Annotated in this window: 17 protein-coding genes and 1 tRNA gene; 9 read left to right on the top strand and 9 right to left on the bottom strand. The window is 71.5% G+C overall.

The genetic code is table 11. The features are described from left to right. Positions 1–786 (top strand): sulfite exporter TauE/SafE family protein, encoded by a 786-nt coding sequence (locus ACE3OU_RS08310; RefSeq protein ID WP_374241081.1) that lies wholly within the window; start codon positions 1–3, stop codon positions 784–786. 21 nt (positions 787–807) lie between these two features. Next, positions 808–2,406 carry a malate synthase A gene (aceB, locus tag ACE3OU_RS08305; RefSeq protein ID WP_374241080.1) on the top strand — a complete coding sequence of 533 codons (1,599 nt, stop codon included), beginning with the start codon at positions 808–810 and terminating at the stop codon, positions 2,404–2,406. Between the two features lie 108 nt (positions 2,407–2,514). Here aceB and ACE3OU_RS08300 read toward each other — a convergent pair whose 3' ends face one another. Then, positions 2,515–3,996, bottom strand: a complete 1,482-nt coding sequence (locus tag ACE3OU_RS08300) for a DEAD/DEAH box helicase (RefSeq protein WP_374241079.1) — start codon at positions 3,994–3,996, stop codon at positions 2,515–2,517. Positions 3,997–4,076: 80 nt separating this feature from the next. After that, positions 4,077–5,168 (bottom strand): 23S rRNA (cytidine(2498)-2'-O)-methyltransferase RlmM, encoded by a 1,092-nt coding sequence (gene rlmM / locus ACE3OU_RS08295; RefSeq protein ID WP_374241078.1) that lies wholly within the window; start codon positions 5,166–5,168, stop codon positions 4,077–4,079. A 115-nt stretch (positions 5,169–5,283) separates the two neighbouring features. On the opposite strand from rlmM, the gene ACE3OU_RS08290 reads away from it, so the two are divergent. The 3 genes from ACE3OU_RS08290 to ACE3OU_RS08280 are packed head-to-tail and all read left to right on the top strand — an operon-like array spanning position 5,284 to position 9,727. Beyond that, entirely contained in the window at positions 5,284–6,321 is a 1,038-nt protein-coding gene (locus ACE3OU_RS08290) for an aldo/keto reductase (protein WP_374241077.1), read from the top strand. A gap of 53 nt (positions 6,322–6,374) precedes the next feature. Beyond that, on the top strand, positions 6,375–7,919 hold the full coding sequence (locus tag ACE3OU_RS08285; RefSeq protein WP_374241076.1) for an HD-GYP domain-containing protein: 1,545 nt from the start codon (positions 6,375–6,377) through the stop codon (positions 7,917–7,919). Then, on the top strand, positions 7,916–9,727 hold the full coding sequence (locus ACE3OU_RS08280; RefSeq protein WP_374241075.1) for a putative bifunctional diguanylate cyclase/phosphodiesterase: 1,812 nt from the start codon (positions 7,916–7,918) through the stop codon (positions 9,725–9,727). The genes ACE3OU_RS08285 and ACE3OU_RS08280 overlap by 4 nt, the downstream gene beginning before the upstream one ends. Before the next feature lie 18 nt (positions 9,728–9,745). Here the strand turns inward: ACE3OU_RS08280 and ACE3OU_RS08275 are convergent, their stop codons facing one another. Continuing rightward, a complete protein-coding gene (locus tag ACE3OU_RS08275; RefSeq protein WP_374241074.1) occupies positions 9,746–10,198 on the bottom strand; it encodes a hypothetical protein in 453 nt (150 codons plus the stop codon). 146 nt (positions 10,199–10,344) lie between these two features. On the opposite strand from ACE3OU_RS08275, the gene ACE3OU_RS08270 reads away from it, so the two are divergent. The 4 genes from ACE3OU_RS08270 to ACE3OU_RS08255 all read left to right on the top strand — a co-directional run bounded on the left by ACE3OU_RS08270 (position 10,345) and on the right by ACE3OU_RS08255 (position 13,645). After that, entirely contained in the window at positions 10,345–11,652 is a 1,308-nt protein-coding gene (locus ACE3OU_RS08270; protein ID WP_374241073.1) for an extracellular solute-binding protein, read from the top strand. 27 nt (positions 11,653–11,679) lie between these two features. Continuing rightward, positions 11,680–12,420, top strand: coding sequence for a glycerophosphodiester phosphodiesterase (gene ugpQ, locus ACE3OU_RS08265; protein WP_374241072.1), 741 nt, complete (start codon positions 11,680–11,682; stop codon positions 12,418–12,420). A gap of 129 nt (positions 12,421–12,549) precedes the next feature. Continuing rightward, the gene (gene ispB / locus ACE3OU_RS08260) at positions 12,550–13,479 is read left to right on the top strand and encodes an octaprenyl diphosphate synthase (protein WP_374241093.1); all 930 of its coding nucleotides are present in this window, start codon (positions 12,550–12,552) and stop codon (positions 13,477–13,479) included. An 89-nt stretch (positions 13,480–13,568) separates the two neighbouring features. Continuing rightward, a tRNA-Pro gene (locus ACE3OU_RS08255) sits at positions 13,569–13,645 on the top strand. 335 nt (positions 13,646–13,980) lie between these two features. Here the strand turns inward: ACE3OU_RS08255 and ACE3OU_RS08250 are convergent. The 6 genes from ACE3OU_RS08250 to ACE3OU_RS08225 all read right to left on the bottom strand — a co-directional run bounded on the left by ACE3OU_RS08250 (position 13,981) and on the right by ACE3OU_RS08225 (position 25,369). Then, positions 13,981–15,123 carry a DUF4157 domain-containing protein gene (locus ACE3OU_RS08250; protein ID WP_374241071.1) on the bottom strand — a complete coding sequence of 381 codons (1,143 nt, stop codon included), beginning with the start codon at positions 15,121–15,123 and terminating at the stop codon, positions 13,981–13,983. A gap of 41 nt (positions 15,124–15,164) precedes the next feature. Next, entirely contained in the window at positions 15,165–18,113 is a 2,949-nt protein-coding gene (locus tag ACE3OU_RS08245; protein ID WP_374241070.1) for a DUF4157 domain-containing protein, read from the bottom strand. Positions 18,114–18,207: 94 nt separating this feature from the next. Next, positions 18,208–19,065, bottom strand: a complete 858-nt coding sequence (locus ACE3OU_RS08240; RefSeq protein ID WP_374241069.1) for a hypothetical protein — start codon at positions 19,063–19,065, stop codon at positions 18,208–18,210. Further along, a complete protein-coding gene (locus ACE3OU_RS08235; RefSeq protein WP_374241068.1) occupies positions 19,062–20,954 on the bottom strand; it encodes an ATP-binding protein in 1,893 nt (630 codons plus the stop codon). The genes ACE3OU_RS08240 and ACE3OU_RS08235 overlap by 4 nt, the downstream gene beginning before the upstream one ends. Then, positions 20,951–22,549 (bottom strand): hypothetical protein, encoded by a 1,599-nt coding sequence (locus ACE3OU_RS08230; protein ID WP_374241067.1) that lies wholly within the window; start codon positions 22,547–22,549, stop codon positions 20,951–20,953. The genes ACE3OU_RS08235 and ACE3OU_RS08230 overlap by 4 nt, the downstream gene beginning before the upstream one ends. A 30-nt stretch (positions 22,550–22,579) precedes the next feature. Beyond that, entirely contained in the window at positions 22,580–25,369 is a 2,790-nt protein-coding gene (locus ACE3OU_RS08225) for a hypothetical protein (protein WP_374241066.1), read from the bottom strand. Positions 25,370–25,381 lie beyond the last annotated feature (12 nt).

The raw sequence follows: 25,381 nt of genomic DNA, 5'->3' as shown, positions 1-25,381 counted from the left end.
ATGGACGCCACGCAGCTCCTCCTCGTCGGTGGCGGCGCCTTCCTGGCTGGTGGCATGAACGCCATCGCCGGGGGCGGCACCTTCTTCTCGTTTCCGGCCCTGCTGGCCGCCGGCGTGCCGCCGGTGATGGCCAACGCCAGCAACACCGTGGCCATGTGGCCGGCCAGCCTGTCGAGCGCCTGGGCCTACCGCCGTGAGGTGAGCCGCCATCCGCGCTGGACGCTGCTGCTGGTGCTGGTCTCGCTGATTGGCGGGGTCAGCGGCAGCCTGCTGCTGCTTGCCACTTCCAACGCCGCCTTCTCGCGCCTGGTGCCCTGGCTGCTGCTCACGGCCACCTGCCTGTTTGCCTTCTCCGGTCAGATCAGCCGGGGTGTCGCCGCCGCCAAGGCCCGGCTCGGGCTGGGGGCCAGGGCGGCCGGCACGCCCGGGGGCTTGGGCGGCCTGATCTTCCAGACCATCGTGGCGATCTACGGCGGTTTCTTCGGCGCCGGGATGGGCATTCTCACCCTGGCGGCCCTGGCGATCCAGGGCGTCGAGGACATGCAGGAGCTCAACGGCCTCAAGAACCTCACCTCGGCGGTCAACTACACCGTCGCCGCGGCCACCTTCATCATCGCCGGCGCCATCAGCTGGCCCCACACCCTGCTGATGATCGCCACCGCCATGGCCGGCGCCTTCGCCGGTGCGGCCTTCGCCCGCCGCCTGCCGGCCATCTGGCTGCGCCGGCTGGTGGTCGCGGTGGGCAGCGTGCTGAGCGTCATCTATTTCATCAAGACTTATTCTTAACCTTCACCTAAAGGAGCTTCCATGAGCCTCACCCTGCCCCAAGGCATGCAGATCACCGCCCCCCTCCAGCCGGGCTACGAAACCATCCTCACCCCCGAGGCCCTCGAGTTCGTCGCCAAGCTGCACCGCGCCTTCGAGCCCCGCCGCCAGGAGCTCCTGAAGGCCCGCGTCGAGCGCCAGGCCCGCATCGACGCCGGCGAGATGCCCGACTTCCTGCCCGAGACCAAGCACATCCGCGAAGGCGACTGGAAGGTGGCCCCGCTGCCGAAGGCCCTCGAGTGCCGTCGCGTCGAGATCACCGGCCCGGTCGAGGCCAAGATGATCATCAACGCCTTCAACTCCGGCGCCGATTCCTACATGACCGACTTCGAGGACTCCAACAGCCCGAAGTGGGACAACCAGATCCAGGGCCAGATCAACCTCTACAAGGCCATCCGCCGCGAGCTGTCGTTCAAGAACGAAGCCGGCAAGGAATACAAGCTGGGCGACAAGATCGCCACCCTGCAGATCCGCCCGCGCGGCTGGCACCTGGACGAGAAGCACGTGACCGTTGATGGCCAGCGCGTCTCCGGCGGCATCTTCGACTTCGGCCTGGTGTTCTTCCACAACGCCAAGGAGCAGATCGCCCGCGGTGCCGGCCCGTTCTACTACCTGCCCAAGATGGAGAGCCACCTCGAGGCCCGCCTGTGGAACGACATCTTCGTGATGGCCCAGGACCACATCGGCATCCCCCAGGGCACCATCAAGGCCACCGTGCTGGTCGAGACCATCCTCGCCACCTTCGAGATGGAAGAGATCCTCTACGAGCTGCGCAACCACTCCGCCGGCCTCAACGCCGGGCGCTGGGACTACATTTTCTCGTGCATCAAGAAGTTCAAGAAGAACAAGGACTTCTGCCTGGCCCAGCGCGGCGCCATCACCATGGAAGTGCCGTTCATGCGCGGCTACGCGCTGGCCCTGGTGCAGGCCTGCCACAAGCGCGGCGCGCCGGCGATGGGCGGCATGTCCGCGCTGATCCCGATCAAGGGCGACCCGGAAGCCAACGAGAAGGCCCTGGCCGGCATCCGCCATGACAAGACCCGCGACGCCAACGACGGCTTCGACGGCGGCTGGGTGGCCCACCCGGGCCTCGTCTCGATCGCCATGGAAGAGTTCGTCAAGGTGCTCGGCGACAAGCCCAACCAGTGGGAGAAGCAGGTTGACGGCAAGTTCGGCCCCGAGCAGTGGCTCGACTTCCGCCCGACCACCCCGATCACCGAGGCCGGCCTGCGCAACAACATCAATGTGGGCATCCACTACCTGGGCTCCTGGCTCGCCGGCAACGGCTGCGTGCCCATCCACAACCTGATGGAAGACGCGGCCACCGCCGAGATCTCCCGCTCCCAGGTGTGGCAGTGGGTGGTCAGCCCGAAGGGCGTGCTGGACGACGGCCGCAAGGTCACCGTCGAGATGGTCCGCCCGATGATCGCCGAGGAGCTCGCCAAGGTGAAGGCCACCGTCACCGCCCAGGGCGAGGACACCGCCAGCTACGACCAGGCCGCGGTGATCTTCGACAAGATGTCGCTGACCCCGGAATACCCGGAGTTCCTGACCCTGCCGCTGTACGAGGCGATGGAGTAATCTGCCTTCAGCCCCGCCTGGCCGGGGCCTGAACGACAAGACGGCACCCGCGGGTGCCGTTTTGTATTGGGGCCTGTGCCTTGCCGAACCGGCCAGGCAAAGCGCGGCTTACTTGCTCTTGCGCCCCAGGCCGCCCAGCAGGAAGGCGATCGGACGCTGGGATTTCTGGGTGGGGGCGATGGCCGCTTCGGCGGCGTCCGGCGCCGGGCCTGCCATCTCGCGTTGCTCGTAGGGCTTGTTGAAGTCGAAGCCGTTGGGCGCGATGTGCGAGGGCTGCCGACGGCGTTGCGGTTCGCGGCTGCCGGAGGAGGGCTCCCGTTCGCTGCGCTTCCGGCGCTCGGCGCTCGGGCGTTCGTCGGTGCGGGTGCGTTCTTCGGAGCGGGGGGTGCTGGCGCTCGGGGCAGAGCGGCGGCGCCTGCCCGCGTCGGCGTCGAAGAAGTCGGGCTCCGGGTCGTAGCCGGGGACGATCTCCTGCTTGATCTCGAGCTTGATCAGCTTCTGGATGTCGGCCAGGCGATGGCGCTCCTCGGAGCTGACGAGGGAGACCGCCTTGCCCTTCTTGCCCGCCCGACCCGTACGGCCGATGCGATGGACGTAGTCTTCGGCGGTGTGGGGCAGCTCGAAGTTGATCACCGAGGGGAGGTCTTCGATGTCCAGGCCGCGGGCCGCCACGTCGGTGGCGACCAGCACCCGGACCTTGCCGCTCTTGAAGTTCTCGAGGGTTTCGGTGCGGGCCTGCTGGCTCTTGTCGCCGTGGATCGAGTCGGCGGAGATGCCGTGCCGCTCGAGAAAGTGGGCCAGCCGGCTGCAGGCGAACTTGGTGTCGACGAAGACCAGCACTTGGTTGGTCTCGTCCTCGTGGCGGACGATGTGGGCCAGCAGGTTGCGCTTCAGGCCGCTGGAGACCGGGTGGACGATGTGGGTGATCGTCTCGCTGACCATGTTGCGGCGCGCGACCTCGATCAGCTGCGGGTTCTTGAGCATCTGGTCGGCGAGCTTCTTGATCTCGTCGGAGAAGGTCGCGGAGAACAGCAGGCTCTGGCGATTGGCCGGGAGCAGGGCGAGGATGCGCCGGATGTCGGGGATGAAGCCCATGTCGAGCATGCGGTCGGCTTCGTCGAGGACGAGCATCTCGACCTGGCCCAGCGCGATCGTCTTTTGCTGCACGTGGTCGAGCAGGCGGCCCGGCGTGGCGACGACGATCTCGATGCCCCGGCGGAGCTCCTGGATCTGCGGGTTCATGTCGACGCCGCCATAGATGCAGATGCTGCGCAGCGGCAGATGCCTGGAGTACATCTTGACGGACTCGAAGACCTGCATGGCCAGCTCGCGGGTCGGCGCCAGGATCAGGGCGCGGACCGGGTGGCGCGCCGGGCTGGCCGACGTGCTGGCGTGGCGGGCGAGGCGGTTGAGCAGGGGCAGGGTGAAGCCCGCGGTCTTGCCGGTGCCGGTTTGGGCGCCGCCCATGACGTCGTGGCCGGCCAGGACGACCGGAATGGCCTGGCGCTGGATCGGCGTGGGTTCGGTGTAGCCGGCGTCGGTGACAGCCCGCAGGATTTCAGGAATGAGTCCGAGTTCGGAAAACGACATGGGTACGTTCAGGTTATGGGTGACCGCAATTTAGTGCAGTGCACCATTCAGGTAGAGCAGCATTATACATCGGCCGGCCATCAGCGCCGCGTCAGATAGCAGGTGACCTCTTCGCGATCGTGGTAGAGGTGCCTGATTCGCAATACGTATTTGACCCCGGCGGCGCGCATGCGCTGGTCGATCAGCTGGCGGCAGCGTTCGACCTCGTCGTGGCGCTTCTTCATGGGCAGCTTCAGGTTGAAGATGCTCCGCCGGCAGCGCGCGGTGGCGACCCAGTCGGCCATGATCGGGGCGATCCGGGAGGGCTGCTCGACCATGTCGCAGACCATCCATTCGACGGGTTTCTTGGGGCGCCAGGTGAGGCCGTCGGCGCGCAGGTGTTCGATGAGCCCGGTGGCCGTCACCGACGGGGCGATCGGGCCGTTGTCGATGGCGGTGACGCGCAGGCCGCGACTGACCAGCTGCCAGCTCCAGCCGCCGGGGGCCGCGCCCAGGTCGACGGCGGTGAGCCCCGGACGGAGCGTCGATTTCTGCTCGTCCGGCGAGAGCAGGGTGAGGATGGCCTCGGCGAGCTTGAGGGTGGACCGGCTGGGCGCTTCTTTGGGCATCCGCAGGCGGGGGATGCCCATCGGCCAGGCGGAGCCTTCGCTGGCCAGGCTGACGCCCAGCCACACCTGGCGGGCGCCGACGAAGAACACATGCAGGCGCGGCAGGTGCGGCGAGTCGGGGCGCAGGCAGCCGGCCTTGCCGAGGGCGGCCTCGAGCAGCGGGCCGAAGCGCCGCAGGAAGCCGGACTGCTGCTTGCCTTCGTTGGTGTCGGGGGTTTCGAGCAGGAGGGCGGAGAAGCGCTCCTGGAAGCCTTCGATGCGCTGTACCAGCGGCGTCAGGCGGTCGCGCTCGGGGAGGTCGTCGATGACGGCCAGCACCTGGCAGCTCTGGCGGGCGAACACCAGCCGCGAGACGTCCAGGCGGCGGCGCAGTTCGTCGTGGGGCAGGGCCTGCTCGAGGGCCAGGAAGACGAAACCGCTCTGCGGCTGGCCGTGCACGGCGGCGGCCAGTCGCGCCGGGCTCGCCTGGAGCTCCTGGCCGGCGTCGGCCTCGAAGCCGGGGCGGCATTGCACCAGCAGCCCGAGGGCGTCATGGGCGCGATGACGGGTGGGGATGGATTCCATAGGGGGCGTGTAAGATCGTTCGGGCGTGGGGGCGTCGGCCCCTCGACGGGCTTCGGATGATAACCGAAGCCGGCCGCGCAGCCCTGTGTCCCCGATTTCACTTCTGGAGTCTTCAATGGAATACCGCAAGCTTGGCACCAGCACCCTGCAGGTGTCCTCCGTGTGCCTGGGAACGATGACCTTCGGTCAGCAGAACTCCGAGGCGGACGGCCACGCCCAGCTGGATCTCGCCCTCGAGCATGGCGTCAATTTCATCGACATGGCCGAGATGTACCCCGTGCCGACCCGCGCCGAAACCCAGGGCGCGACGGAGCGGATCGTCGGTTCGTGGCTGAAGGGCAAGCCGCGGGAGAAGCTGGTGATCGCCACCAAGGTGACGGGCCTGGGCCGTCAGCTGCCCTGGATCCGCGGCGGCCCGCTGGCCCTCGATCGCGCCAACATCCGCACGGCCGTCGAGGACAGCCTGCGCCGGCTCGGCACCGAGTACATCGACCTCTACCAGATCCACTGGCCGGCCCGTAACCAGCCGATGTTCGGCCAGTGGCGCTTCGATGCGGCGGCCGAGCGGCCGGCGACGCCGATCCCCGAGCAGCTGGAGGCCCTGGCCGAGCTGGTGGCCGAGGGCAAGATCCGCCACGTGGGGCTCTCCAACGAGCACCCCTGGGGCCTCATGCAGTTTCTCCAGGCGGCCGACGCGCTGGGCCTGCCGCGGGTCGTCTCGGTGCAGAACGCCTACAGCCTGCTGAACCGGGTCTTCGAGCAGACCCTGGCGGAGGTGTGCTTCCGGGAGCAGGTTAGCCTGCTGCCCTATTCGGTGCTCGGTTTCGGCCACCTGACCGGCAAGTATCTGGACAACCCGCCGGCTGACGCGCGCCTCTCGCTCTTTCCGGCCTTCGGGGCTCGGTATGCCAAGAGCAACGTGCGCCCGGCCGTCGAGGCCTACGTGGCGCTTGCCCGCCGCCACGGCATGAGGCCCACCGAACTGGCGCTGGCCTTCGTGGCGAGCCAGGGTTTTGTCACGAGCACCATCGTCGGAGCGACCTCGGTGGCACAACTCGACGAGAATCTCAAGGCTTGTTCGCGGGTTCTTGATCAGCATATCCTTGCGGAAATTGATGACATTCACCTTCAGTTCACGAATCCCGCGCCGTAAAAACCGATTGTTTGCGCCTGTTACAGGGTGTAAAGCCATTCTGGGAGAATTATTTGAAGGAAATCGTCGCGGCTCCGGATCTGCGCATCGGCATGTTTGTCGCCGAGCTCGATCGTCCGTGGCTGGAGTCGCCTTTTCTGATGCAGGGCTTCGTGGTCGAGGACGAGGAGACGCTCGCCCAGCTGCGCGGGCTGTGCCGCTTCGTGTACGTGGACCCCACCCGCTCGGTGGGGGACGCATGGCGCGCGGCGGATGAGCCTCCGCCGGCATCCCGGACCGAGCGCGCGGCAAGCCTGGCTTCGTTCCAGGTGCCGGCCGAAGTCCGCCGGCGCCCGATGGATTTCTTCGGATTGCTGAGGTCCCTGCGCTCCAGGCGCAGCGATGCGGCGTCGGCCGCCGACAACGCTGCCGGGCAACCCATGGCGCCGTGGGCCCATGTGTACCCCGGCGCGGGTGGGGAGGGTGCGCGTCCGGTCGTCCGCGAGCCGGAGACCGTCGAGTATGCCGAGCGTGCCGCGAGCCGCCCCCTGATCACCAGCGAGGTTCAGCCTCGTCCGCGCGGCGAGGCTGGCCGCCCGCGCCCGGATCACTCCGGCGCGGGGGCTGGCGGCGCGGTGGCGTCGGGGATGATCTACGCCGAGCCGGTGGCGCCCCTGGAAGAGGAGATCGTCACCGCCCTGCCGCTGGTCAATCGGGCCCAGGGCCTGCTGGCCCAGGTCGCCCTCGACGTGCAGCGCAGCCTCAACCCGGATCTCGAGCGCCTGCGCGGCGTGGTGTCCGAGATGGTGCTGAGCGTCGCCCGCAACCCGGATGCCCTGTTGTGGCTGGCCCGGCTCAAGCAGACCGACCAGTACAGCTACGCCCACTCCCTCGACGTTTCCGCCCACGTCATGATCTTCGGGCGCTATCTCGGGCTGGGCGACGAGTCGGTGGGGCATCTCGGCATGGCCGGCATGCTGCAGGACATCGGCAAGCTCAAGCTGCCCCAGCGGCTGTTGTTCAAGCATGGCCCCCTGTCGCCCCGCGAGCAGCAGATCTTCCAGTGCCACGTGGATTTCTCCCTGCAGATCCTGTCCACCTCGTCGGGTGTTTCCCCGGCGATGCTGGAGATCGTGGCGCGGCACCACGAGCGCCGCGACGGCAGCGGCTATCCCCGCGCCCTGCAGGGCGACCAGGTGGGGCTGATGGCCGAGATCGCCGGGCTGTGCGACATCTACTGCGCGATGACCCGGGAGCGCCCCTATGGCGAGGCCGCCAGCGCCCAGGTGGCGCTCGACGCCCTGCGGGCGCAGCGGGGCGTCGGGTTTTCGGAGAGCACCGTCGACCAGTTCGTCCAGTGCATCGGGCTCTACCCGGTGGGCACCCTGGTCGAACTCAATTCCGGCGAGGTGGCGGTGGTCGTCGCCCAGAATCGCATCCGTCGCCTCAAGCCGCGGGTGATGATCCTGCTGGGGCCGGACAAGCAGCCCAACGCCTATCCCCACACGCTCGATCTCCTCTACGAGCAGCCGACGGCCACGGGTGAGCCCTGTGCCATCGTCCGGGCGTTGCCGCCCGGGGCCTATGGTGTGGATGCCTCGGAGTTCTATCTCTCATGACACGCTTCGACGCGTGCGCCGGCCTCCAGGGGGGCCAGCCCTTCGACGGGGAGGCGGTGGCCCGCCTGCTGCGTCGCTATGGCATCGGCCCGGCGGAGCAGGCGGCGGTGCGGGCCTTCGGGCGCATCGTGTCGGCCGCCGAGCTGGCGACGGGCCTGCTCGAACGCCTCAATCTCGACGATGAGCACGCCGAGGCAGGGCTGGGCCGCGCCCTGCGCGGGTTCTGCCGGGAGCTGGCGGGCGTCGGGCAATGGGATTTCCTGCCCGGCTGGCCGGCGGCCCTTCAGTCCAGCTGGTCCGAGTGCTACCTGGGCGGGGCGGTAGCCGAGTTTCCGTTCATTGCCGTCGACGCGCTGATCGGCCTGTGTCACGAGCGGCTGTTTGGCGAGCGGGCGATGGTCCATCGCCTCGAGCTCGACATCCAGCGGGCCCTCGTCCGCCTGGGGTGGTGCCTCGGCGGCCTGCTGGCCACCGCTGCCGTCGACCACGAGCAGAACTCCCGCCTGGCGGCGGAGGACGGCGATCCGGTGCTCGGGCTGCCCAACCGGCGGCGCTTCCTCGCCCTGCTGGGCGACATGCTGCCGTCGCCGCAGAGCGGGCAGCAGCTGGGGCTGGTCGTCCTGCAGGTGGAGTGGGGGCGCTCGGTCGATGTGCTGGCCCTCGACGAGCGGGATCTCCTGCGCCTCGCCATGTCCGAGGTGATGCACGGGGTGCTGCGCTCGAAGGACATCCTGTGCTCCATCCGGGACGACGAATGGGCGGTGCTGATGCCCGACCTGCGCCACGCGGCGCAGGTCTCGCTGGCCGGCCACAAGCTGGTGGACGCCTGCGAAACCATGCGGTCGAACAGCTTTCCGGCCTTGCGGGCGCGCTTCTGCGCCGGCGGGGCGCTGGCCCCCGAGCAGGCGGAGGCGCCGCTGGCCCTCGAGCAGGCGGCCCGCTCGGCTCTCGTCGTGGCGAAGGCCGGCGGACGGCCTTTCGACCTCTACGGCGGCGAGATCGCTGCCAGGGCCGAGGGCGAGGCGGCGTTCGAAACCGAGGTCGCCCGGGCCCTGGAGTCCCAGCAGTTCCAGCTCTATCTTCAGCCCCAGGTGGCCCTGCCGTCCCGCCGGGTGGTGGGCGCCGAGGCCCTGTTGCGCTGGCGGCGGCCGGATGGGCGCCATGTGTCGCCCCCCGAGATCCTGCGGGTCGTCGAGCGGATCGGCCTGACGCCGCTGCTGTCCCGCTGGGTCGTCCAGCAGGCGGCGCAGATCCTGGCCACCCTCACGGCGCGCGGTTGCGATCTGAGGGTCTCGGTCAACGTGGTGGCCGACGACCTCAACGACCCGGAGCTGCCGCTGTTCATCCGGCAGACCTGCGATACCTGGCGGGTTTCGCCGTCGCGCCTGTGTTTCGAGATCACCGAGAGCGGCCTCGTGTCCGGCGAGGCGGCCTCCGCGGAAACCCTCAAGCTGGTGCGCCAGGAGGGCGGTCGACTCGCCCTGGATGACTTCGGCACCGGCTACTCGTCGATGGACTACCTGCGGCGCCTGCCCCTCGACGAGCTCAAGATCGACAAGTCCTTCGTCGAGCGCATCTCGGCGTCCGAGAGCGACCGGGCCATCGTCGAGCTGATGGTCCGCATCGCCCACACCTTCAATCTCGAGGTGGTCGCCGAAGGCGTCGAGAACCGCGAGGCCGAGGATGCCCTCAGCCGGATGGGCTGCGACGTCGCCCAGGGTTACCTCTACGCGCCGCCGATGCCGGTTCACGAGTTCGTCGACTGGTGGGCGCGGGCCGAGGCGGTGCTGGCCGCCGAACATCCTTAGACCACTGCCCGCCCTGGCTTACTCGCTGCTGCGACGCCGTTTGCGCGCCGGAGCGGGCTCCGTGGCGCTTTCCTCGGGCGCCTGTGCCTGCGCGGCGTCTTCGGCCGGGGGCTCCGGCGCCTTGGCTTCAGCGCTGCGCTTGGGCTTGGGGGCGGGCTTTTCCTCGGCGGCGGCGGGCGGCGGCGGGGGCGGCACCTTCGGCTCGACTTCGGCGATGTTCTTCTCGGCCATGTAGTCGTTCATTTCCCGCCAGCCGGCAAACACCGCGGCCCGCTGGGCGCCCGGGTTGAGGTTGTAGCAGTCCTCGATGGCCCGGCCGGCGTGGCGACAGGCGGCCCCGGTGGCCTTGCCGTCCGCCTCGGCGCTGGCCGAGGACTTGGTGAAGTCGGGGATGCCGAGCTGTTCGCACCCGCCGAGCAAGACTGCCCCCAGCAGGAGCCCCAGCAGCATACCGGCCTTGGATCGCGTCATGATTCGAAGAGGTTGGGTTGGCTTGCAAGGTCTACGGCACCTGCCGGGCCGACTTGAACATCCGCTTACGTCTGCCGTGCCCGACGTGGCGGGGCGGCTTTATAATCGAAAGTTGATTTGCCACTGTTTCCGATTGAAAGCCCCAGATGAACAATTTCAGCCGTAGCGCCCTTGGTCTCGCCCTGACCAGCCTGTGCGTCACTTCTGCCCTCGCGGCAACCAAGAAGCCGGAGCCCAAGCCGGCCGCTCCCCAGACTGCGGCGCCGGCCGCGGGGCCTGCCTCCGCCGAGATCGAGCTGGTCCACACCCTCGGCGCCGACAAGGGCGCGCAGCTGCAGAAGCTCGTCGACCGCTACAACGCCAAGACCACCGGCCCCAAGATCGTCATCCAGGACCGCCCCTGGAGCGCCGGCACGCTGCCCCACCTGATGATCCTCGGTGAGCGCGACCAGCAGGCCTTCCTGAGCGGCCCGACGCGCTATCGCCCGGTGCACCAGGTCATGAAGGATGCCGGCATCAAGATGGAAACCCTCCGCGCGCCGGCCATGATGACCCCGACGCCCCTCGACGCCGCCAACCGCCTCAACGCGCTGCCGGTCGGCCTCGCCACGCCGGTGATGTTCTACAACAAGCAGGCCTTCAAGGAGGCCGGGCTCGACACCGAAAACGCGCCGCCCACCTGGCAGGCCCTCCAGGGTGCCCTCGGCAAGCTGGTCGCCGCCGGCCAGAGCTGCCCGTACACCACCGCCCAGCCGGCGTGGGTCCTCGTGGAGAACACCAGCGCCTGGCACAACGAGCCGGTGGTCGTCGAAAGCAAGAAGTCCACCGCCCTCGCCATCAACGGCATGCTCGAGGTGAAGCACGTGGCCATGCTGTCCTCGTGGGTGAAGGCCCGCTATCTGCACCTCTTCGGCCGCGATGACGAGGCCGTCGAGCACTTCGCCAAGGGCGAGTGCGCGGTGCTCACCGCCGCCTCGTCCGAATGGCCGACCCTCAAACGTCAGGCCGGCTTCGAGGTCGGCGTCGCGCCGCTGCCCTACCACGAGGAATACTACGGAGCGCCACAGAACACCCTCGCTGACGGCCCCGCGATGTGGGTCGGCGCCGGCAAGAAGGCCGCCGACTACAGGGCCGTCGCCCAGTTCATCGACTACTGGCTGACCGCCGAGAGCCAGGTCGAATGGCAGCGCAACGCCGGCTACCTGCCCCTCAACCGCGCCGGCCTGCTGGCCTCCGAGAGCCGCCTGCTGGCCGCCGACCTCAACAACATCCACATCGCCGTCAAGCAGCTGACCAACAAGCCGGTGACCGCGATCTCCAAGCCGAGCCGTTATCCCCAGCGTGCCGCGGTGCGTCGCATCATCGACGAAGAGCTGGAATCCGTCTGGGAAGATCGCAAGCCCTCCAAGCTCGCGCTCGACACCGCGGTGTCCCGTTCCCGCGCGCTGGACTGATCCGCGCTCATCCCGTCTCCTCGCCCGATGCCCTGCTGGCCCCGGCCCGAGGTGATCGCGCACCGCTGCGGCGGTGCGCTGGCGCCCGAGAACACGCTGGCCGGGCTCGCGATCGCCGCGCGCCTGGGGTGTCGGGCGGTGGAATTCGACGTGATGCTGGCGCGGGACGGCGTGCCGGTGCTCATCCACGACGAAACCCTCGACCGTTGTGCCAGCGTGGCGGGGCGGGTCGTAGACCTCGACGGGGCGCAGCTGATGGCCACCGACGTGGGCGCGCGCTTCCACGCCGCCTTCGTCGGCGAAACCATTCCCGGCCTCGACGCGGCGCTGCAGCGCTGCCGCCAGCTGGGGCTCGCCGCCAATCTCGAGATCAAGCCGGCCGCGGGCCACGAGGTTGCCACGGGCCGGGCCGTCGGCCGCCAGCTGGCCAGCCTCGGCCCGGCGGGCCGACCGGCGCTGTTGTTGTCCTCGTTTTCGGCCGAGGCCCTCGAGGCGGCGGCAGCCGAGGTCGATGACATCCCCCGCGGCTGGCTCGCCCCGGCCTTCAGCGCCGGGGCGCTCGATACCGCCACGCGGCTGGGCTGCGTGTCGCTGCATCTGGCGGTGGAGGGGCTCGAGGCGGCCCACGTGGCGGCGGCGCGGGCGGTCGGCCTGCGCGTGCTGGTCTATACCGTCAATGATCCCGCCGACGCCCGGCGCCTGGCGGGGTGGGGCGTGAGCGGCGTATTCACCGACCGGCCTGATCTGCTTTTGGACGCGATCCGCTGAGCAAATGCCGCGTTCCGGCCTTGATCCCGCCGACTTGACGGGATGGCGGTGCGCCCCTAACATCGCGTTTTTCCTGAAGTGGGCAGTGCCTTGTCTCTCACGCAGCTCTACGCGCCGATCGCCGACGACATGAAGGCGCTGGACGGCGTCATTCGCGATCGACTTTATTCCGACGTCGTTCTGATCCGCCAGGTGGCCGAATACATCATTGGCAGCGGAGGCAAGCGCATGCGTCCGGCCATGGTGCTGTTCTCGGCCGGCGCCGCGGGCTATCAGGGCACACGCCACCTCGAACTGGCGGCGGTCATCGAGTTCATCCACACCGCAACCCTGCTCCACGACGACGTCGTCGACGAGTCCGACCTCCGGCGCGGCAACAAGACCGCCAACGCCATGTTCGGCAACGCCGCGTCGGTGCTGGTGGGCGACTTCCTGTACACCCGCGCCTTCCAGATGATGGTCGGGGTCGAGAGCATGCGGGTGATGCAAGTCCTCGCCGACGCCACCAACATCATCGCCGAGGGCGAGGTGCTGCAGTTGCTCAACTGCCACAACGCCGACGTCGAGGTGGACGACTACCTCCAGGTGATCCGCTACAAGACCGCCAAGCTCTTCGAGGCCGCGACCCGCCTGGGGGCGATCCTGGCCGGCGCGAGCCCGGAAGTGGAGGAGGGGCTGGCCGCCTTCGGCATGCACATCGGCACCGCCTTCCAGCTGGTGGACGACGTGCTCGATTACTCGGGCGACGAGGCCGACACCGGCAAGCACATCGGCGACGACCTCGCCGAGGGCAAGCCGACCCTGCCGTTGATCCACGTGATGAAGCACGGCAGCCCGGAGCACGCCGCCTGTGTGCGCAAGGCCATCGAAAACGGCGGGCGCGACGATTTTCCGGCGGTTCTGCAGGCGATCCGCGCCTCCGGCGCCATCGAAGCGACCCGCAAGGCCGCCGAAGAAGAGGCCGAGCGTGCGATGAACGCACTTAACGTATTACCCTCTTCCGTTTTCAAGGATTCGTTGGTAGAATTGTCAAAGTTCGCAGTCGCACGGAAATATTGATGTCCGGCACGCTGTACAAGTCGGATGTCGATGTGATGTGTGGCTGTTTTGTTTTGATGACGGCTTGGCCGTCATGGCAGTAAAAGCGTCGGGGAATAGCTCAGCCTGGTAGAGCACTGCGTTCGGGACGCAGGGGCCGGAGGTTCGAATCCTCTTTCCCCGACCAACAATTCCTGCGATGAGCCGTTGATTCATGGCTCGTCACCCAAGAATGGAGCAGATTCCGCAAGGACTGCTCCATTTTTGCGTCTGGAGCGGGCCTCATCGGCTGGGGCAGCTTACGTGCTGCACCCGCCCGGCAACCCTTGCGCGGGCTGGCATTCCCCTTTCCGAAGCCGGGCTCGCCGCTTGCTGCCACGCTGGCTCTCGACCCTGCCAGGCAGGTGTCACGGTTCCGCCCGCCGGCCTGCCTGATCCCCGCGACGAGGCTGCGCCCGGCGTCATCCCATTACGTTTCCTTCCGACTCGCGACGCCTCCTGCTTGCCCGGCCGGCGCCTGGCTCACTTCTCTGTCGTCTCGCCGCCCAGCGCGGCGCGGATCGGGGCAGGGACGAAGGGGGCCTTCAGCAGGTCGACGGTGATCAGCACGCCGGTGCCGCCGGGCTGGGCGCCGGCCGTCGCGGGGGCCGGCAGCGATTGCATGACCGTCGCGCTCTGGCCGTCGGGGCCGCTGACGCTGGGTTTCCCGTCGAGCCCGACGCCGCTGCCGACCTGCAGCCGGACGCCGGGCAGCACGCCCCAGCTGGCCTTGGCCGAGCTCAGGCTGACTCCGCCGTCCGGTGCGACGCTCCAGCCGAAATCCAGGCTCAGGCTCATCGGCGGCATCCAGCCGAGCTTCCGGTGGGCAAGACCGAGGAGGTCGTCGGCCGAGAACGAGGCCTTGAGCTGGGTCGCGCCGCCGCTGGCGCCGGGCAGTACGTAGCGGAAATCGGTGAGCGTGGAGTAGGGGATCAGCCCCAGCGGGGCGGCGAGGTTCACGTCGGAGAGCAGCTTGCGCCCGGCCGGGTCGGCCAGCCCGGCGCCGAGGGCGAGGCCGTAGGTGCCGGCGCCGAAGCCGCCAACGGCAAGTTTTTCGCCGGTGCCGAGGCTGTTCCACCGGCCGAGGGCGTAACGCTTGGCGGGGTCGAGGAGCACCCGCTTCACGCCTTCGTTCTCCTTGGCCTGCTCGACGACGGTCTTGACGCCTTCGGTCAGCACGTCGGTGGCCTGGTCGGCCTCGGCCGGTCTGGCCGCTTCGTCGAGCTGCACCATCGGCTGGTTGCGCTGGCCTTGCTCGATCACGTGGGCCAGCTCGTGGCCGAGCAGGCGGCGGCCGGCGTGGGTGCCGGGCTGCCAGCGGCCGGGCGCGAAGCCGATGTCACGTCCGGCGGCGAAGGCGTTGGCACCCAGGGCCGGTGCCGCCTCGGCGTCGGGGTGGAGGCGCACGGCACCCAGGTCGGCCCGCAGGCGATCCTCGAAATAACGGCGTTCGGCGGCAGGAAGGGGCAGGCCGGCGCCCAGCCCCAGCGCGGCGGGGGCGGTCGGGTGAGCGGTGGTGCCGGCCCTCGGGGCCGGGGCCGGGCGCTCGCCGCGGGCGATGCGCTCGGCGCGTTGTTCGGCGGGGCGGTCGCGGGCGACGGGCGGCAGCTTTTGCGGGCTTCTCATGGTCTGCTCCCGATGATTGCGGCGGCGTGGTTCGCGGGCCCTCAGATGAACTTGTTGTGGGCCAGCACGCCGTTGGCGAAGTAGGTGTGAGTGGCTTCGACGGTGAGGTCGTAGACCGGGCCTTGGGCCGGCACCACCTCGATGGCCTCGATGGCGAGGGGCTGGAGGCCATCGTCGCCGAGGCAGCGCAGCAGGTTTCCCGGCCTGAGCAGGCCGGCGCGCTGCCAGCCGCGGGTGGTCATCAGCCGGTGGGGTGGCGTGACCTGGAGGCGCAGCCCGTTTGCGCAGTCGATGCGCAGCATGGGGGTCGGCGGGGCGGGATGCACGGCGGTGACGCTGCGCGCCTCCAGGGTGCCGTCGATCTCGTTCCACGACAGCACGCGGGTGCCGACGCCGACCTCGCCGATCGCCAGGCTGCGCCCGTCGGCCAGGGTTACCGGCGTGCTGGCCTCGAAGCAGTAGTAGCCGCGTGGCCAGTCGTCCGGATCACGCGTTCTGGGGGCGACGCGGGGCTGGCAGCCGGCTTCGTAGGCGTCCCAGTCCTCGCGCCCGCCGGGCACGACGCGGTCGCCCACGTAGTAGAGCAGGCCGCCCACCGCCAGGCCGACCAGGAAGCCGATCGGCCCGCCGACAGCGGTGCCCACGGCGGCGCCGGCCCACACGCTGCCCGCGCCCAGCGCGCCGGCACGGGTCAGGCGCACGCCCACCTCGGCGCCGGAGTGCTCGCGTTGTTCCAGCAGCCCCATGCTGATGCCCTCGACGAACATCGCGCCCACCGCGCCGCCGCCGAGCCGGCCTGCGCCGGTGGCCAGCCCTGGGGTGATGCGCGAGCCGCCGGTGGCCACCACGTCGCTCAGCATCGAGCTGGTCAGGCGGCTGGTGATGAGCTGCTGGGTGCCCGTTCCGAGGAAGCCGCTGCCGAAGCCGATGCTGCCGCCCACGCCGAGCTCGAGGGCCCACTCGGGATGTTCCCGGCTGTCGAAGACCATCACGCCGGCCTGGGTGCCGACCGCGATCAGCGTGGTGAGGCCACCGCCCCGCAGCCCGGAGGCGCCCATCGCGCCCAGCTCGCCGACGGTGCCGCCGCCGTGGCGCAGGGTGGCCAGGTATTCGGGGGTGAGGTAGGTCTCGGCGGAGGCGCGGCTCGGCGCGGCGATCTCCATCGGCAGCTCGGGGGTCGCGCCGGTGCTCGGGTTCAGCAGCACGCCGCTGCGGTAGATCAGCGCGCGGTTGGTGCGCATGTTGCGCACTTCAAGGGTCAGCTCGGGGTAGAGGCGGGCGAACTGCTGCAGCACGCCCGGGCTGCCCGCGCCGGTGGCCGAGCCGGCGCCGCAGGAGGCGCAGGGTTCCTGCTCGACCAGCACATGCACGGTGCGGCCCTGCAGGTCGGCGCGGGTGATGCGGCCCTCGGCAAGGGCGCTCTCGATGGACAGGCGCAGGTTTTCCAGCGCCACGTGCTCGGCGTGATTGACGGCGGTCGGGTTGACGGGCACCAGCACGCTGCCCCCCGTGGTGCCGGGCGCGCCGCGCAGGGCGGGAGGCAGCGCCATCGCCGAGGCGCCGGGGAAGCGCGCGGGGCCCAGGTTGGGGATGTCGGTGACCGCCACCGCGACGGTGCCGCCCTCGACCGGCGCGGTGCTGGCGGGCAGGTCGATGCGGCCCGGCACTCCAGGGGCGCTGCGGTAGTTGGCGATGCTGGCCCGCATCCGGGCCAGGGCCTCGGGATTCATCGGTGGCGGGTGGGCCATCAGGTCGAGCTGGATGCCGCGCGGCTGGTTGAGCCAGCTCTCCGGCTGGCTGAAGACCTCCGGCAGTGCGGGCCACGGCACCGGGCCGCCCGGTTCGGCGAGGGTCGGCAGCGGCGCAGCCCATAGCACCGGGAAGGGGAAGGGCGTAATGCCGCCCTCGCCGCCACCGAAAATATCGCTGGAGAGGTCGCCGCCGCCGGCCGCCGCGGCAGTGGTGCGCATCACATAGGTTTCGGCGTCCACCCGTTCCACGTTGTGGGTGTCGAGGAAGCGCTGGAACTGGGCCCAGGTCATGTAGGGCGAGGGCGTGCTTTCGGAGCGGCCGGCCACCACGGTGCCCGGGTGGGAGACCACGGTGAAGGTGCCCGCCGGGCCGTCGACGATCTGGTAGACCGGGTCGGGCAGGCCGGCCGGCATCTCGGCCAGCCAGGCCTGGCCCTGCTCAACGCGCCGGTCGCGCTCGGCGACCAGGCGGCGCTGGAGGTTGCGGTGGTCGAAGTAGCCGGGCGCGCTGCGGCCGGCCGTGACCACGCGCAGGGCGTTGGCGTATTCGGCGAGGAGTTCGTAGTTGGTGAGGTTGGCCACGTCGACGGCGCAGGGGTCGAAGCCCGCCGCGTGCTCGACGACCGCCGGGTCGCTGATGCGGCTCACGCCCGCCTCGGGCGGCGGAGCCTCGCAGACGCCCTCCGTCTCGCTGCTCATCGGGCCGTCGCCATTGCGGCGCAGCACCGGGGTGGCCTCGTCCTGCAGCACGTGGGCCACCTCGTGGGCCAGCAGGCGCTCGCCGCTGGGGGTGTGGGGCTGGTAGTGGCGCTCGCCGACGACGATGTTCGGGCCGAGGGCGAAGGCGTGGGCGTCGAGGCTGTCGGTGGCGCGGGTGGCATCGGGCCCGGTGTGGAGCCGGACCGACGACAGGTCGGCGCCGAGGCGGCGCTCGAAGCGCTGGCGCAGGCCGGCCGGCAGTGATCCGCCGGGCCGGGTCAGCACGGCGTCGGCCGCCGGGGTCGGGCCGGCCGGGGTGGCCGCCTGGGGCTTGGCGCTGCGCCGCAGGTGGCCGGCGCCGGCGCTGCAGGCCGGGCAGGGGGCGTCGCCGCCGGCGCAGGCCGCGCAGCGGATGGGGCCCGTCGCCGGGGTGGCGGTGAGGGCGTCGGCGAGCCGGTCGGCCTCGCGCTCTGCGCGGTCGTGGGGCGCGCCGACGGGGGCTTTCTGGCGGGGTTCCCGCTCGGGGCTGGCGCTGGCCATGGGGGCCTCGCTCCAGTGCTCAGGCCGCCCGGGCGGGCGGCAGCGCGGTGTGGTGGCGGATGGTCATGGCGTGCTCCTTCAGGCGGGGGTGGGCTCAGGGCCCCGGCGGCGCGGGCGGGTTAAGCACCGCGTCGACGGCGGCGGCGGCGTCGGCATCGCGGGTGGCGAGTCTGGCGGCCATGGTGGCCCGCTTGCGCGACAGTTCGAGCTGGGCCTGGATCACCGCCACCTGGGCGGCCAGCAGGTCGGCGACGGCCGACAGCTGGGCGTCGCGGGCGGTGTTCCAGCCGGTCTGCAGCGCGGTGGCCGCGGCCGGGGCGGCGGCGCTGGTGAGGCGGGCGCGGGCGGCCTGGTAATCCACGTAGGCGCGCACCGCGGCCGGGGTGTTGCCGGCGGCGGCGAGGCGCAGGGCGGCTTCGCGGGCCAGCAGGGCCTTGTCGAGGTCGTCGGCGATCACCGCGGGCGAGGCTTCGGCGGCGGCGAGGGCGGCGTCGGCGCTGGCCTCGGCGTCCTCGTTGTCCTGCAGCCGGGCTTCCAGCGTGACCAGCAGGCTGGCCAGGTTGGTGTCGACGGCCGCGACGGCGGTCTTCAGGTCGGCGCCGTCGAGCTTGGCGGCGGTGAGGCCGGTGGCGCTGACCAGGGCGGCGCGCAGGGCGGTGGCGGTGGTGTCGGCGATGGGCGGCGTGGCGCCTTCGCTGCGTGCCTTGTCGGCGCTGGCGAGGGCGGCGCTGCGGGCGGCCAGCGCGGCGCCGAGGCTGTCGTTGCGGGCGAGGATCTGCGCGCGCAGGCCTTCGGCCTGGGCGGTGGCGGCCTCGATGGCGGCCACCGCGTCCCAGGCGGCGTCGGCGGCCTGGGACTGGGCGGCGCCGCTGGCGGCGGCGGTGGCGGCGTGGGCCTGCCAGGCGGCGAGCTTGGCCCTGGCCTGGGCGAGGGTGGTGGCGATGTCGGTCATGAAAAGGCTCCCTGCCGGCGCGGGAAGGGCCGGCCCAGTTTGCTGAACTCTTCGGCCACGGCGGCGTCGAGCAGGCCGTCGGTGACCACCGTGCCGCCGTCGGCGGCGGCAAAGGCTGCCGCCAGGGCGGCGTTGCGGATCTCGCCGCCGGTGAGCTCGAAGCGCTCGGCCAGCTGCTCGATCGAAACCGTGTCTGCCAGCTGCGCGGCCGGCAGGTGGGCGCGCCAGATGGCGATGCGCTCGGCCACGCCCGGGCGCGGGAAATGCACCACCTGGTCGAAGCGGCGCAGGAAGGCGTCGTCCACGCCCTGCATCAGGTTGGTGGCGAGGAGCGCGCAGCCCTCGAAGGACTCCAGGCGCTGCAGCAGGTAGTTCACCTCGATGTTGGCGTAGCGGTCGTGGGCGTCCTGCACGTTGGTGCGGCGGCCGAAGAGGGCGTCGGCCTCGTCGAAGAACAGCAGCGCGGCGTAGCCCTCGGCGGCGGCGAACAGCTCGGAAAGGTTCTTCTCGGTCTCGCCGATGTACTTGGAGACCACCAGCGAGAGGTCGACGGAGAGCATCGGCAGCTGCAGGCGGGTGGCGAGGGCTTCGGCGGCGAGGGTCTTGCCGGTGCCGGACTCGCCGTACAGCAGGCCGACCACCGAGCGGCCGCGGCGGCCGCGCCCCATGCCCCAGCGCAGCTGCACGCCGACCCGGCGGCGCACGCGGCGGATCAGGTCTTCGAGGTGGCTGTGGGTCTGGCCCGGCACCACCAGCTGCGACCAGGGCACCTCGGGGGTGCTGCGGGTGGCGAGGCGCAGGGCGCGGGGCGGGGTAAGGCGGGCCAGCTCGGCGAGGGCCTCGGGCAGGCCGGCACCGGCGGGCAGGGCGGCGGCGACGAGCTGCGGGGTGTCGTTGTCGATCCAGTTGCGACCGGCGAGTTCGTCGGCGTCGAGCTGGCTGCAGCCGAGGGCGCGCTGCCAGGCGTCGGCGAGCTCGCGGGGGGCGCGGGCGCCCACGTCGAGGCGCCTCAGGTGGGCGCCGGGGCCGTGCAGCGCGAAGCTGGGCGGGGCGATCACGAAGCTCGCCGCCGCACCGCCGGGGGCAGGCAGCTCGGCGGCGTCGGTGCGCAGGGCGACCCGGCAGCCGGTGGCGAGGCCGAGCAACCGGGCTTCGGCCCACGGCGGCGGCGCGGGCTGCGCGGGCGCGTCGAGGACGATCGCGGGGCCGGCGCTGGCGAGGGCCTCCTCGGCGCGCTCGGGGTTGCCGCACAGGTGCAGGCAGACGCCCGGGCGGGTGGCGGCCAGCTCGGCGGCGGCGCGGCGGATGCTGGCGGCGGGCCGGGTCGGCGGGGCGAGCGGGCGGGCGCGCCAGCCACCGGCTTCGGCGGGGGCGGCGCCTTCGAGGCCGGCGAGCAGGGTCTCGGTGGGGTCGAGGCGGCGTTCGAGCAGCGGGCGCGGGGCTTCGTCGGGCTGGATCAGGCCGCCGGACCACAGGGGCGAGGCGCGCAGGGCGGCGCGCACGCTGGCCGGGTCGGCGGTGTCGCCGAACAGCAGCTTGAGGGCGAGGCCCACCGGCAGGCGCCGCGGTCCGCCGGTGAAGGCGGCTACCGCGGCGGCGGCGTCTTCGTCCAGGCACGGCAGGGCGGCGAAGGCCAGCAGGTCGAGGTCGAAGCCGGAGAGGGCGCAGCCGGTGGCGATGCGGGCCAGGGGCTCGGCGTCGGGCTGGGTGTCGAGGGTGGCGAACAGGGCCTCGGCGCCGCTGGCGATGCTGCTGGAGAGGGCCTGGGGCGAGGTGGTGTCGAGATGGGCCGCGGCGATGCGGGTGAGCCCGGCGTCGTCGCTGCGGCGCAGCAGCAGGCGCCCGGCGGCGAGGGCAAGCAACAGGTCGAGTTGCGGGGTGGCGCTCATGATGCGTCTCCGAAACGCCAGCGCAGGCGGCGACCGAGCCACGGCAGCCAGCCCGGGTCCTGGTCCCAGCCGGCGCGGCGCAGGGCGAGGTCGATGCTGTCGAGGGGCCAGGCCAGCTCGGCGTCCCAGGCGGTGACGGTGAGCTGGCCGGGGCGCAACACCAGGCAGGCGAGGCGCCGGGCCGCAGCGGTGGCGAAGGCGGGCTGGGTGCTGCCGAAGATGCGCCGCGCGGCGCCCGGGGCGAAGGCGATGTCGGCGGGGATGGCGTCGACGAGGGCGTCGAGCAGCGCGTCGGCGGCCGCGGGGTCGTGCACCGGCAAGGTGGCGATGCGTTCGCGCCAGTCGCATTCGGGGGCGAACACGCCCAGCAGCGGGCGCTCGCGTTCCTGGGCGACGGCTCGTTCGGCCGGCGGCAGCGGCGCCAGCGCCCGGCGCAGGGCGGTGAGGGCGAGGTCACCGAGGCCCTGGGCGAGGCGTTCGGCGGGCGGCAGCAGGCCGAGCCGGGCCATCGGCCGGAGCAGCAGGAGCAGTCCGCCGGCGTGGATGGCGTGGATGGCGTGGCAGGCGGGGGCGCCGGGATCGCTGGAGGGCGGGGCCGCGGCGCTGTCGGGCCTGTCGGCCGGCGTGGGGTGGGGCTCGGCCGCCAGGGGGGCGGGCGGCTCGGGCGCGACGGGCGGCGGCGCCACGGCGCGCTGCAGCCAGTGGGCCAGGGCGGGCTCGATGGCGGCGGCGGGAAGGCGGGCCAGCGCGGGGTGGCGGGCGAACAGGGTGGCCAGCAGCCAGGGGGCGGCGAGGGCGGGCTCTTCGGGCGTGCCGGCGGGACCGCCGAGGGCAGCCCGCAGGGCCGCGCGCAGATCGGCGAGGCGCGCGAGGGCCGGTTCCATCGGTCGGGCGGTGGGCGGGCGCGGCGGCTGGCCTTCGACGGGCCTGCCCGTCGGCGGAGGGGCTGCGGAGGCGGCGTGGGCGAAGCGTTCGAGCAGATGGCGGGTGAGGGTGCGCGCGGCGCCGGCGTCGAGGAGCGTGACCACACGGGCATCGGCCCGGGCCAGCGCGGCCATGGTGGCAAGGGCACGAGGCGGGTCGCGGGCGAGCCAGCGCAGCAGGATCGGCAGCGCGTCGAGGGGGCCGGGTGTGGCGGATGCGGCCGGCGCTTCGACACGCTCGCCGCCGCCGGCGAGGGCCTCGGCCCACCAGGCGTCCGGCCGCCCGGCGGCACGGTGTTGCAGGTGGCGGACTTCCACCGCCCAGGCATCGGCGAACCATACGGCGACGGCCTCGGGGGCGTCGTCGCCCGCCGGCGTGCGGGCCAGCAGGCGGGCCAGGGCCGCCTCGAAGGCCGCGGCCCAGCCGTCGGCGAGTTGCCCGGCGCCGACATCCGTGGCGACGGCGAGGGCCAGGTCGAGCCGCCGCACCGCGACCATCGCCCCTGCCGGCAGGCCGGCGCGGGCCAGGGCGCGCTCGCCGGCGCCGTCGAGGGCCCGGGCGAGGCGCGGGCCGGCCACCTGCCGCAGCTGCCCGGCGAGGGCCTGGGCCCGCGCGGGCTCGCCGCTGCGGATGCGGGTGTGGAGACGGCCGATGTCGAGGGGGGCGTTCATGGTTCAGGCGCTTCAGGTGTCCCGGGGGCCTCAGGTCCGTTTGACGAGCTTGAGGAAGCCCGCCTTGCCGCCGGTGATGCGCAGCAGGTTGGCGGTGTGGTCGAGGAGCGGGCGGGTGTTGCCGTTGGTGGCGCTGTCGGCCTTGAGCTGGTCGATGGCGGCTGCGGCCGGTGTGCCGGCGTCGATCGCGGTTTCGACCTTGACGATCAGCGTCTGCGGTACGCCCTTGCCCAGCGCCTCGGCGCCGGCGAGGGCGGCGTTGCGGTCGGCCTGGAGGGCGTCGCGGAAGCGGGCGTAGTTGTCGGCGCCGAGGAGCAGCCGGGCTTCGGCGGGCGGCCGGGCGAGGATGTCCTTGACCGTCAGGCTGGCCGTGGCGCTGTCGGCGCCTTCCACGTAGTCGGCCACCTTGCGCTCGTCGAGGCTGGCCCGCAGGTCGGCGTAGAGCGGCTGGGCGTCGGCGTCGGCGAACACCGGGGGGCCGCCCGCGGCGAGCTCGTCGGCGAGGGTCTCGGCCTTCTCGGTGGGCCGTGTGGCGGACAGCTTGGTGACCACGATGAGGGTCTGCTGGGGCGGCTGCACGGCGGCCAGCACCTGCATGAGCTGGTAGTCGGGGTATTCGGCGGCGTAGGCGTCGGCCACCTGGCCGATGGCGGCGCGGCGGCGTTCGACCGGGTCGGCGATGGTGTTGGCGAGGCCGGCTTCGGCCGTGTCGACCTTGGCCAGGAATTCCTGGTTGCGGCGGCTCACCGAGAGGCCGGAGCCGCTGAGGTCTGCGGCGCGGACGAGGTTGGCCTGCACGTCGGGCTGGGCCAGCACCGCCTCGACCATGGCCCGCCTGTCGGCCGGCTGGGCGAGGTACTGCTGGCGCAGCTCGGCGGTCTTGACGGCCTTCTTGGTGCCGCCGGCCAGCGCCATGAAGGCGCTCAGGAACTTGAACAGGAACTCCAGGATCTCGAGCACGTAGAACAGCAGGTCGAGCAGCACCAGGCGCTGTTTGACGTACACCACGAAGTGCCGCGGCAGCATGTCGAGGCCGATTCTGGCGATCAGGCCGGCCAGCTCTTCGGCCTGGGGCAGCGTAGCGAGGGCGCCGCCGGCGGTGAGCAGCGGGTTTACGCCCCAGCCTTCGGTCTGGTCCATGGCGTCCTCCTGCAGCACGCCGACCAGCGGGTGGCGCCGGGTGAGGCCCTGCAGCGGCACCACCAGCTTGACGATCTCGGTGCGGCGGTTGACCAGGTCTTCGAGGCCCAGCGTCTCGAACAGCCGGGCCAGCACGCCAAGATAGCCGGGGAGCGTGGTGTAGCCGCCGACGTCGGTCAGGCCGTAGTGGGTGTAGTTGGGCTTGAGGGGCTGCCCGGCGTTGCCGACGTCGTTCTGGGCGACGCGGCGGGCGAGCTGGATCGGGTCCTTGTCGAAGACGTTGTGCAGGTCTTCGAGGATGTCGTCGTCGTGCAGGGCGACCACCGCGTAGGAGATCACCCGGCTGCGCTGGAAGTAGCGCCGGGCCTGCTCGATGGCGCCGAACACCCGCGGCGATACCAGCCACGGGGCCGCCGCCGCGTTGTTGAGCGAGTTGTCGACGAGGGCGAAGCCGGTGCTGACCTTGCCGTCGGGGGGCTCCGGCGTGATGGGCAGGAAGCCGATCGGCGGAATGTGGCGGAAGCCGCGGCTATAAAGATCGTCCCGCTCGCTGCCGAGGGCTTGCCGGGTAAGGCTCTCGGCCAGCATGCACTGGAACTGGTGGATGCGCGCCCAGGCGGCGGCCCGCGGCGGGGCGCCGAAGCGGGTGCGGTGCCAGTCTTCGGCGGGGCTGTCGCAGATCGTGCGGCGGGGGATCCACTGGTCGAGGAAGAGCACGCTGCCGTCCTCGCCGAGGTAGACCATCGCCAGCGCGACGGCCGCGGCGTCGTGGCGGCCCGGCCCGGTGTCGCTGCAGAAGGGGCCGCTGGTGAGGAAGCCCGGATCCCAGCGTTTCCACAGCGGGTGCTCGAAGACGTCGAAGAAGTAGGCCGACAGGGTGCCGCGCAGATCCCACGCCGAGACGAGGTCCTCGCGCAGCGGCAGCTCCACCGGAAAGCGCACCAGCGACAGGCCGAAGCCGCCGCGCCAGGCCTCGGCCCGGCAGTTGACCGCCGCCGCGCCGCCGCAGATCTCGCCCATCACCTTGGCGCCGCCTTCCTCGCTCTCGTTGGGCTGGATCACCAGCAGGTAGGGGCCGGAGGGCACCAGGGCGCTACCGCCGGTGGGGCCGGCGGGGTCGTCGGCGAGGCACACGCAGGGCATGAAGTCGATGCCGCCGCCGACCACCTTCTGGGGCGTCTTGCGCCAGGCGCCGAGCAGCTTCTCGATGGTGAAGGTGAAGGGCTCCGAGACCAGGATCGGGCGGCCGACGTGGTCGAAGGCCAGCCCGCGGCGCAGGGTGAGGGTCTGGCCGGCCGGCATGCCGCCCGTGCGCGACTCGCTGTGCACCGGCGTGGCGTTGGCGCCGGCCGCGCCGATGCCGAGCCCCCAGGCAATGCCGGGCATCTGGGCGTGGGCGGCGAGGCGCAGGCGGGCGTCGAAGTAGACGTCCTGGCGCGACAGGGCTTCGGCGGTGAGGTAGCGGCCGTTGAACCAGTTGGTGCGGCGCAGGTTGTTGCTGCCGCGCACGTCGCCGGTGGGCGTGGTGGAGAAGCCCCAGTCGCCCTCGGTGCCGGCGTGGCCCTTGAGGAATTCGGCCACGCTGAGCTGTTCGGCGGCGCTGAGCGGCTCGTCGCGGGCGACCTTGGCGACCATGCTCAGCAGATCGGCATCCATTTTTTTCCACTGATATGTGCTCATGGCGGGCTCCGG

It is taken from the genome of Zoogloea sp., from assembly GCF_041908905.1.
Taxonomy (GTDB): domain Bacteria; phylum Pseudomonadota; class Gammaproteobacteria; order Burkholderiales; family Rhodocyclaceae; genus Zoogloea.
The sequence above is the reverse complement of the archived record's forward strand: the minus strand, read 5'-3'. Positions and strand labels throughout refer to the sequence as shown.

Excerpts from the sequence above, each read along its gene's own strand:
- ACE3OU_RS08310 (WP_374241081.1), top strand. The coding sequence starts at position 1 with ATGGACGCCACGCAGCTCCTCCTCGTCGGTGGCGGCGCCTTCCTGGCT.
- aceB (WP_374241080.1), top strand. The coding sequence starts at position 808 with ATGAGCCTCACCCTGCCCCAAGGCATGCAGATCACCGCCCCCCTCCAG.
- ACE3OU_RS08300 (WP_374241079.1), bottom strand. The coding sequence starts at position 3,996 with ATGTCGTTTTCCGAACTCGGACTCATTCCTGAAATCCTGCGGGCTGTC.
- rlmM (WP_374241078.1), bottom strand. The coding sequence starts at position 5,168 with ATGGAATCCATCCCCACCCGTCATCGCGCCCATGACGCCCTCGGGCTG.
- ACE3OU_RS08290 (WP_374241077.1), top strand. The coding sequence starts at position 5,284 with ATGGAATACCGCAAGCTTGGCACCAGCACCCTGCAGGTGTCCTCCGTG.
- ACE3OU_RS08280 (WP_374241075.1), top strand. The coding sequence starts at position 7,916 with ATGACACGCTTCGACGCGTGCGCCGGCCTCCAGGGGGGCCAGCCCTTC.
- ACE3OU_RS08275 (WP_374241074.1), bottom strand. The coding sequence starts at position 10,198 with ATGACGCGATCCAAGGCCGGTATGCTGCTGGGGCTCCTGCTGGGGGCA.
- ACE3OU_RS08270 (WP_374241073.1), top strand. The coding sequence starts at position 10,345 with ATGAACAATTTCAGCCGTAGCGCCCTTGGTCTCGCCCTGACCAGCCTG.
- ugpQ (WP_374241072.1), top strand. The coding sequence starts at position 11,680 with ATGCCCTGCTGGCCCCGGCCCGAGGTGATCGCGCACCGCTGCGGCGGT.
- ispB (WP_374241093.1), top strand. The coding sequence starts at position 12,550 with ATGAAGGCGCTGGACGGCGTCATTCGCGATCGACTTTATTCCGACGTC.
- ACE3OU_RS08250 (WP_374241071.1), bottom strand. The coding sequence starts at position 15,123 with ATGAGAAGCCCGCAAAAGCTGCCGCCCGTCGCCCGCGACCGCCCCGCC.
- ACE3OU_RS08245 (WP_374241070.1), bottom strand. The coding sequence starts at position 18,113 with ATGGCCAGCGCCAGCCCCGAGCGGGAACCCCGCCAGAAAGCCCCCGTC.
- ACE3OU_RS08240 (WP_374241069.1), bottom strand. The coding sequence starts at position 19,065 with ATGACCGACATCGCCACCACCCTCGCCCAGGCCAGGGCCAAGCTCGCC.
- ACE3OU_RS08235 (WP_374241068.1), bottom strand. The coding sequence starts at position 20,954 with ATGAGCGCCACCCCGCAACTCGACCTGTTGCTTGCCCTCGCCGCCGGG.
- ACE3OU_RS08230 (WP_374241067.1), bottom strand. The coding sequence starts at position 22,549 with ATGAACGCCCCCCTCGACATCGGCCGTCTCCACACCCGCATCCGCAGC.
- ACE3OU_RS08225 (WP_374241066.1), bottom strand. The coding sequence starts at position 25,369 with ATGAGCACATATCAGTGGAAAAAAATGGATGCCGATCTGCTGAGCATG.